Genomic DNA, 6077 nt, shown 5'->3' with positions numbered 1-6077 from the left:
GCTGAGGCTCAGGCTCAGCCGAGGCGCGCGACGAGGCTCCGGTACTCGTCCCACAGCTCCTTCGGGGTGTGGTCGCCGAAGGTCTCCAGGTGGGCCGGCACGAGGGCGGCCTCCTGGCGCCAGATGTCGGCGTCCACGGTGAAGAGCAGGTCGAGGTCCTCCTTGGAGAGGTCCAGGTCGCCGAGGTCGAAGCCCTCGACGGTCGGCAGCACGCCGATCGGGGTCTCGACGCCCTCGCCGGTGCCCTCCAGGCGCTCGACGATCCACTTGAGCACGCGGCTGTTCTCGCCGTAGCCGGGCCAGACGAACTTGCCCTCGGCGTCCTTGCGGAACCAGTTGACGTAGTAGATCTTCGGCAGCTTGGCGGCGTCCGCCTGGGCGCCGACCTTCAGCCAGTGGGCGAAGTAGTCACCCATGTTGTAGCCGCAGAACGGCAGCATCGCGAACGGGTCGCGACGCAGCTCGCCGACGGTGCCCTCGGCGGCGGCGGTCTTCTCGGAGGCGATGTTGGCGCCGAGGAAGACGCCGTGCTGCCAGTCGAAGGACTCGGTCACCAGCGGGACGGCGGTGGCGCGGCGGCCGCCGAACAGGATCGCCGAGATCGGCACGCCCGCCTGGTCCTCCCACTCCGGGGCGATGGTCGGGCACTGCGCGGCCGGGACGGCGAAGCGGGCGTTCGGGTGGGCGGCCGGGGTGCCGGACTCGGGGGTCCAGTCGTTGCCGCGCCAGTCGGTCAGGTGCGCCGGGGGCTCCTCGGTGAGGCCCTCCCACCACACGTCGCCGTCGTCGGTGAGGGCGACGTTGGTGAAGACGGTGTTGCCCCACAGGGTGTCGATGGCGTTGGCGTTGGTGTCCACGCCGGTGCCGGGGGCGACGCCGAAGAAGCCGGCCTCGGGGTTGATGGCGTACAGGCGGCCGTCGGCACCGAAGCGCATCCAGGCGATGTCGTCGCCGATCGTCTCGACCTTCCAGCCCGGGACCGTCGGCTGGAGCATGGCCAGGTTGGTCTTGCCGCAGGCCGAGGGGAAGGCGGCCGCGACGTACTTGGCCTCGCCGCTCGGCGGGGTGAGCTTCAGGATGAGCATGTGCTCGGCCAGCCAGCCCTCGTCGCGGGCCATGGTCGAGGCGATGCGCAGCGCGTAGCACTTCTTGCCGAGCAGGGCGTTGCCGCCGTAGCCCGAGCCGAAGGACCAGATCTCCTTGGTCTCCGGGAAGTGCGAGATGTACTTGGTGCTGTTGCACGGCCACGGCACGTCCGCCTCGCCCTCGGCGAGCGGGGCGCCGACGGTGTGCACGGCCTTGACGAAGTCGCCGTCCTCGCCGAGCTGGTCCAGCACGGCCTGGCCCATGCGGGTCATCACGCGCATGGAGACGGCGACGTAGGCGGAGTCGGTGATCTCGACGCCGTACGCGGCCAGCGGGGAGCCGACCGGGCCCATCGAGAAGGGCACGACGTACATCGTGCGGCCCTTCATCGCGCCGCGGAAGAGACCCTGCTCGCCCTGGAAGACCTCGCGCATCTCGGCGGGGGCCTTCCAGTTGTTGGTCGGACCGGCGTCCTTCTCCTGCTCGGAGCAGATGAAGGTGCGGTCCTCCACGCGCGCCACGTCCGTGGGGTCCGAGGCGGCGTAGTAGGAGTTGGGGCGCTTCTCCTCGTTGAGCTTCTTGAAGGTGCCCTGAGCCACCAGCAGGTCCGCGAGGCGCTGGTACTCCTCGTCGGAACCGTCGCACCACTCGATGCGGTCCGGCTGGGTGAGCTCGGCGATCTCGCTCACCCAAGCGAGCAGCTGCTTGTGGCGGGTGGGCGCGGATGCGCTGAGAGCAGAGATCTCGTACGACACGATCGCTCCGTTTCACGCCATCTCGGCGAGGAGATGGCGTCGCGGGGGTCTGAGGGTGCTTGCAGCGTAGCTCCGGACTCAAGGCCGGAACGTGGCGAAGCGTCGAAGTTGACGCATCTTTTACTACAGAAAGTATGGTTACCGTCTAGTAATAAGCCAGTCGCACCCCCGACGGAGTGCGCGGCGCCACACTTCAAATACTCCAAAACGTCTAACAGTGACGATCGCCACTTCCTACGCGCGAGTAACCTACGGGTCCGTAGGTAACGGGTAGCATGCTGCGCATGACTGCTGCTGCGCTCGCGGAGAGTGCACTCACGGAGAGCAAGCCGAAGTGGCGCGGCTGGCTGCACGCCGGGATGTTCCCCGCCACGGTGGCCGCCGGCATCGTGCTGATCTGCCTGGCCGACTCCACGCCCGCCAAGATCGCCTGCACGATCTACTCGGTCAGCGCCTGGCTGCTGTTCGGGGTCAGCGCGGTGTACCACCGCTTCGACTGGGGCCCGCGCGGGGACGCCGTGCTGCGCCGGCTGGACCACGCGAACATCTTCCTGATCATCGCGGGCACCTACACGCCGTTCACGATGCTGCTGCTCAAGGGCGCCGACCAGCAGCTGCTGCTCTGGGCCGTCTGGGGCGGCGCACTGGCCGGGATCGCGTTCCGGGTGTTCTGGGTCGGCGCGCCGCGCTGGCTGTACACGCCGGTGTACCTCGCGCTGGGCTGGGCCGCCGCCTTCTTCCTGCCGGACTTCCTGCGCACCGGCGGGGTCGCCGTCCTGGTGCTGATGATCGTCGGCGGGGTGCTCTACAGCATCGGCGGCGTGGTGTACGGGCTCAAGCGGCCCGACCCCTCACCGCGCTGGTTCGGGTTCCACGAGGTGTTCCACGCCTTCACCCTCGGGGCGTTCATCGTCCAGTACGTCGGCGTCTCACTGGTGGCGTACAGCACGGCCGGCTGATCCCGGCGCACCCCGACGGGCGGTCGAACGGTCCACGGACCGGACGGCCGCCCGTTCCGCTGTCCAGGGCCGCTCGTACGGGGCCCGGATCTGCGGGCGGCGCGGGTGGGCCGGGTGGTCGGCGGCGCCGGGCTCCGAGTGCGGGGCAGGGTCCTGCGGCAGCCCGTGCGCGTGGTGGTGCCCGCCGTACGCGGGGTGCCACTCCCCGTGCGACTCCCGGTCGGACTCGTCCGGCCCCCGGTACGGCGACCCGGCCGGCGTCGGGAGCACCACAGCCCCGGGCCGCCACACCGCGCCGGCCGAGCGGGCCCGTGCCTGCCGGGCGTCGAGCGCCTCGCGGGCCCGGCGGCAGCGCTCACAGTGCGCGGCGTCCGGAACGCCCCGGCGCGGGCGGTGCCGGACCGGGGCCGGACCGCCGTGCAGCGCGCGCCAGCGGCGGGCGACGTAGACCATGAGCAGCAGGGTCTCGACCCCGGCGACCGCCAGGACCAGCGGGGCGCCGTTGATCAGATAGGCCGCGACCACGGCCAGCGCGGAGCCCACCACCACCACCGAACCCCACACCTGGGTGCTCGTCTGCCTGTCGTCCGCGTCGGCCACTTCGGTCCCCTTTCCCGGTGCCGGGCTCGTGGTCGGCTCCTGCCGCCCCACCCCTTCTCCGCTCTCGGCACGCGTCGGCCAGCACTGACCGATTGCCACATCGTATCTACCGACAGTCATGGCCGACTGCCCCGGGGCGGCGAACGACAGATCAACGTTGCGTCAATTCCTTGTGCGGAAACAGCACTTCCAGGACACATGACGGAGCGTAGCCGTTCGATCGTACTGGTGGATCGGCGACTCGGGTTCGACGGCATGGGCTGACGGCGCGGATTGGCGACGCGGGTTGACGGTGCGGGTTGACGGCCAACATTTTTTGAGAGTTACTTTCATTTGAGAGAGACTTCCAGTAGAGGCACCCTGGAGGAACCGTGCCCGCCGCCCCGCCCGCAACCGCGGCCACCGCCGCACCCGCCGTCTCCGCCGATCCACGCCGCCGGCTCGCCCTGGTCGCCGTCGCCCTGAGCGTCCTGGTGATCAGCTTCGACATGACGGTCCTCAACGTCGCGCTGCCCACGCTGGCCGCGCAGCTGGGGGCCACCACCGGGCAGCAGCAGTGGATCGTCGACGCCTACACCGTGGTCTTCGCCGCCGTGATGCTCCCCGCCGGCCTGCTCGGCGACCGGTTCGGCCGCCGCCGCACGCTCACCGCCGGGCTCGCCCTGTTCGGCCTGGCCTCCGCCGTCGGCATGCTCACCGACTCCCCCGCCACCCTGATCGCCGCCCGCGCCGGGATGGGCCTGGCCGCCGCGCTGGTGATGCCGATGTCGCTGGCGGTGATCCCCGGTCTCTTCCCACCCGCCGAACAGCGCCGGGCCACCGCGATCCTGGCGGCCGCGCTCTCCCTCGGCGCTCCGCTCGGGCCGCTGATCGGCGGCTTCCTGCTCCGGCACTTCTGGTGGGGCTCGGTCTTCGCGATCAACGTCCCGCTCACCGCGATCGGCATCGCCGCCTGCGTGCTGCTGCTGCCGGAGACCCGCAACCCGGCCGCGCCCCGGATCGACCTGCTCGCCACCGTGCTCGCCACCGCCGGCCTGGCCGGACTCACCTACGGCATCATCGAGGGCGCCGAACGCGGCTGGACCGATCCGCCGGTGCTCGGCACGCTGGCCGGCTCACTGCTCGCCCTCACCGCGCTGGTGCTGCGCAGCCGCCGGCAGCGCGACCCGATGCTCGACCTCGGGCTGCTCGACGACCGCACCTTCCGCTGGTCCTCCGTCGCCGCCACGCTGATCTCGCTCGTCCTGTTCGGCGCCTTCTTCGTCCTGCCGCTCTACTTCCAGAGCGTGCTCGGCGCGGACGCCCTGGGCAGCGGGCTGCGGCTGATGCCGATGATGCTCGGGCTGCTGGTCGCCGCCAAGGCCACCGAGCGTCTGGTCGACCGGCTCGGCGCCCGTACGGTGATCACCCTCGGCCTGGCCCTGCTCGCCGCCGCGCTGCTGTTCGGCAGCCGTACCGGCGTCGGCGACGGCTACGGGCGGGCCGCGATCTGGCTCAGCGTGCTCGGCGTCGGCATGGGGCTGTCGCTGATCACCGCGCAGTCCTCCGCCCTGGTCACACTGCCGCCGGCCCGGGCCGGGGTCGGCTCGGGACTGCTGCAGACCCTGCGGCAGGTCGGCGGCGCGATCGGGATCGCCGCCTTCGGCAGTCTGCTGTCCGGGGCGTACCGCGGTGCGCTGGACACCGGCGGGCTGCCGGCCGGGGCGGCGCACCGGGCCGGCGAGTCGGTGGTCGCCGCCGACGCCGTCGCCCGGGCCGGCGGCGGGCCGGCGCTCAGCGCCTCCGCGCACGCCGCGTACGTGCACGGGATGGGGGTGGTGCTGCTGGTCTCCGGGCTGGTCGCGGTGGTCTCGGCGGTGCTGGTCGCGGCCCGGATGCCCGCGGACACCGCGGCCGGCACCGGAGATCGCGGATAATCGGGGCATGACTCCCCAGCAGCCGACCGCGGCCCTCCCGGACGCCCCGACCAACCCGGTCCAGGCGAAACTGGAGGCGCCGCTGTCGCTGCGCGAGCGCAAGAAGCTGAAGACCCGCCAGGCCATCCGCCGCGAGGCGTACCGGCTGATCTCCGAGCAGGGCTACGACAGCACCACGGTCGAGCAGATCGCCGCCGCCGCCGAGGTCTCGCCGTCCACCTTCTTCCGCTACTTCGCCACCAAGGAGGACCTGGTCCTCTCCGACGAGTACGACCCGGCGATGATCGCCGCCCTGCTGGAGCGGCCCGCCGACGAGCCCTTCCTGGAGTCCTGCCGGGAAGCCATGGCCAACCAGATCCACGAACTGCTCCAGCACGAGCGCGAGGAACTGTTCACCCGGATGCGGCTGATCACCGAGGTCCCCGCGCTGCGCGCCGCACTGCACCGGGGCGACAACAACCCGCAGGAGCTCTTCCTCACCGTGCTCACCCGGCGGGCCGGCGTCGAGGAGCCCACGTACGAGATGAGGGTGACCGCGGCCGCCATCACCGCGGCCACCGCCGAAGCACTCCTCCAATGGGCCGCGGGCGGGGGGCGGGAGGACATCGCCTCCCTGATCGATCAGACCTTCGCGCTGTTGGGGAGCGGCTTCGCCGGGATGTGAGGTCCCCTCCGTCGGGGAGGTGGGATTCCCTCCCCGGGGGTGGGCTCCCGTCACGACGCGTGCGGGCACGACGCGTGCGGGCAGCGGGGCCCGGCCC

5 protein-coding genes are annotated in these 6077 nt (G+C 71.6%); 3 read left to right on the top strand and 2 right to left on the bottom strand.

Translation table 11 applies throughout. The annotated features are described in order from the left end of the window. Positions 1–14: 14 nt before the first annotated feature. Entirely contained in the window at positions 15–1841 is a 1827-nt protein-coding gene (locus ACFU7Y_RS38195) for a phosphoenolpyruvate carboxykinase (GTP) (RefSeq protein ID WP_224284357.1), read from the bottom strand. Between the two features lie 284 nt (positions 1842–2125). Here ACFU7Y_RS38195 and ACFU7Y_RS38190 point away from each other — a divergent pair, with 284 nt between their 5' ends. Next, positions 2126–2800: a hemolysin III family protein gene (locus ACFU7Y_RS38190; RefSeq protein ID WP_374120108.1), complete on the top strand. Its 675-nt coding sequence runs from the start codon at positions 2126–2128 to the stop codon at positions 2798–2800. On the opposite strand, the gene ACFU7Y_RS38185 is transcribed toward ACFU7Y_RS38190, so the two are convergent. Further along, complete coding sequence (locus ACFU7Y_RS38185; RefSeq protein WP_380771104.1) at positions 2771–3400, bottom strand: hypothetical protein; 630 nt, start codon at positions 3398–3400, stop codon at positions 2771–2773. The genes ACFU7Y_RS38190 and ACFU7Y_RS38185 overlap by 30 nt on opposite strands. Before the next feature lie 371 nt (positions 3401–3771). On the opposite strand from ACFU7Y_RS38185, the gene ACFU7Y_RS38180 reads away from it, so the two are divergent. Then, on the top strand, positions 3772–5316 hold the full coding sequence (locus tag ACFU7Y_RS38180; protein WP_380771103.1) for an MFS transporter: 1545 nt from the start codon (positions 3772–3774) through the stop codon (positions 5314–5316). A 7-nt stretch (positions 5317–5323) separates the two neighbouring features. After that, a complete protein-coding gene (locus ACFU7Y_RS38175) occupies positions 5324–5980 on the top strand; it encodes a TetR family transcriptional regulator (RefSeq protein ID WP_224285623.1) in 657 nt (218 codons plus the stop codon). The last annotated feature ends 97 nt before the right edge of the window (positions 5981–6077 follow it).

It is taken from the genome of Kitasatospora sp. NPDC057542, assembly GCF_042801945.1.
Taxonomy (GTDB): Bacteria; Actinomycetota; Actinomycetes; order Streptomycetales; family Streptomycetaceae; genus Kitasatospora.
Note: the sequence above shows the minus strand (reverse complement) of the source record. Positions and strands in the feature narration are given on the sequence as shown.

Bases quoted from the DNA above. Each gene is read 5' to 3' on its own strand.
- ACFU7Y_RS38190 (WP_374120108.1), top strand. From the start codon at position 2,126: ATGACTGCTGCTGCGCTCGCGGAGAGTGCACTCACGGAGAGCAAGCCG.
- ACFU7Y_RS38175 (WP_224285623.1), top strand. From the start codon at position 5,324: ATGACTCCCCAGCAGCCGACCGCGGCCCTCCCGGACGCCCCGACCAAC.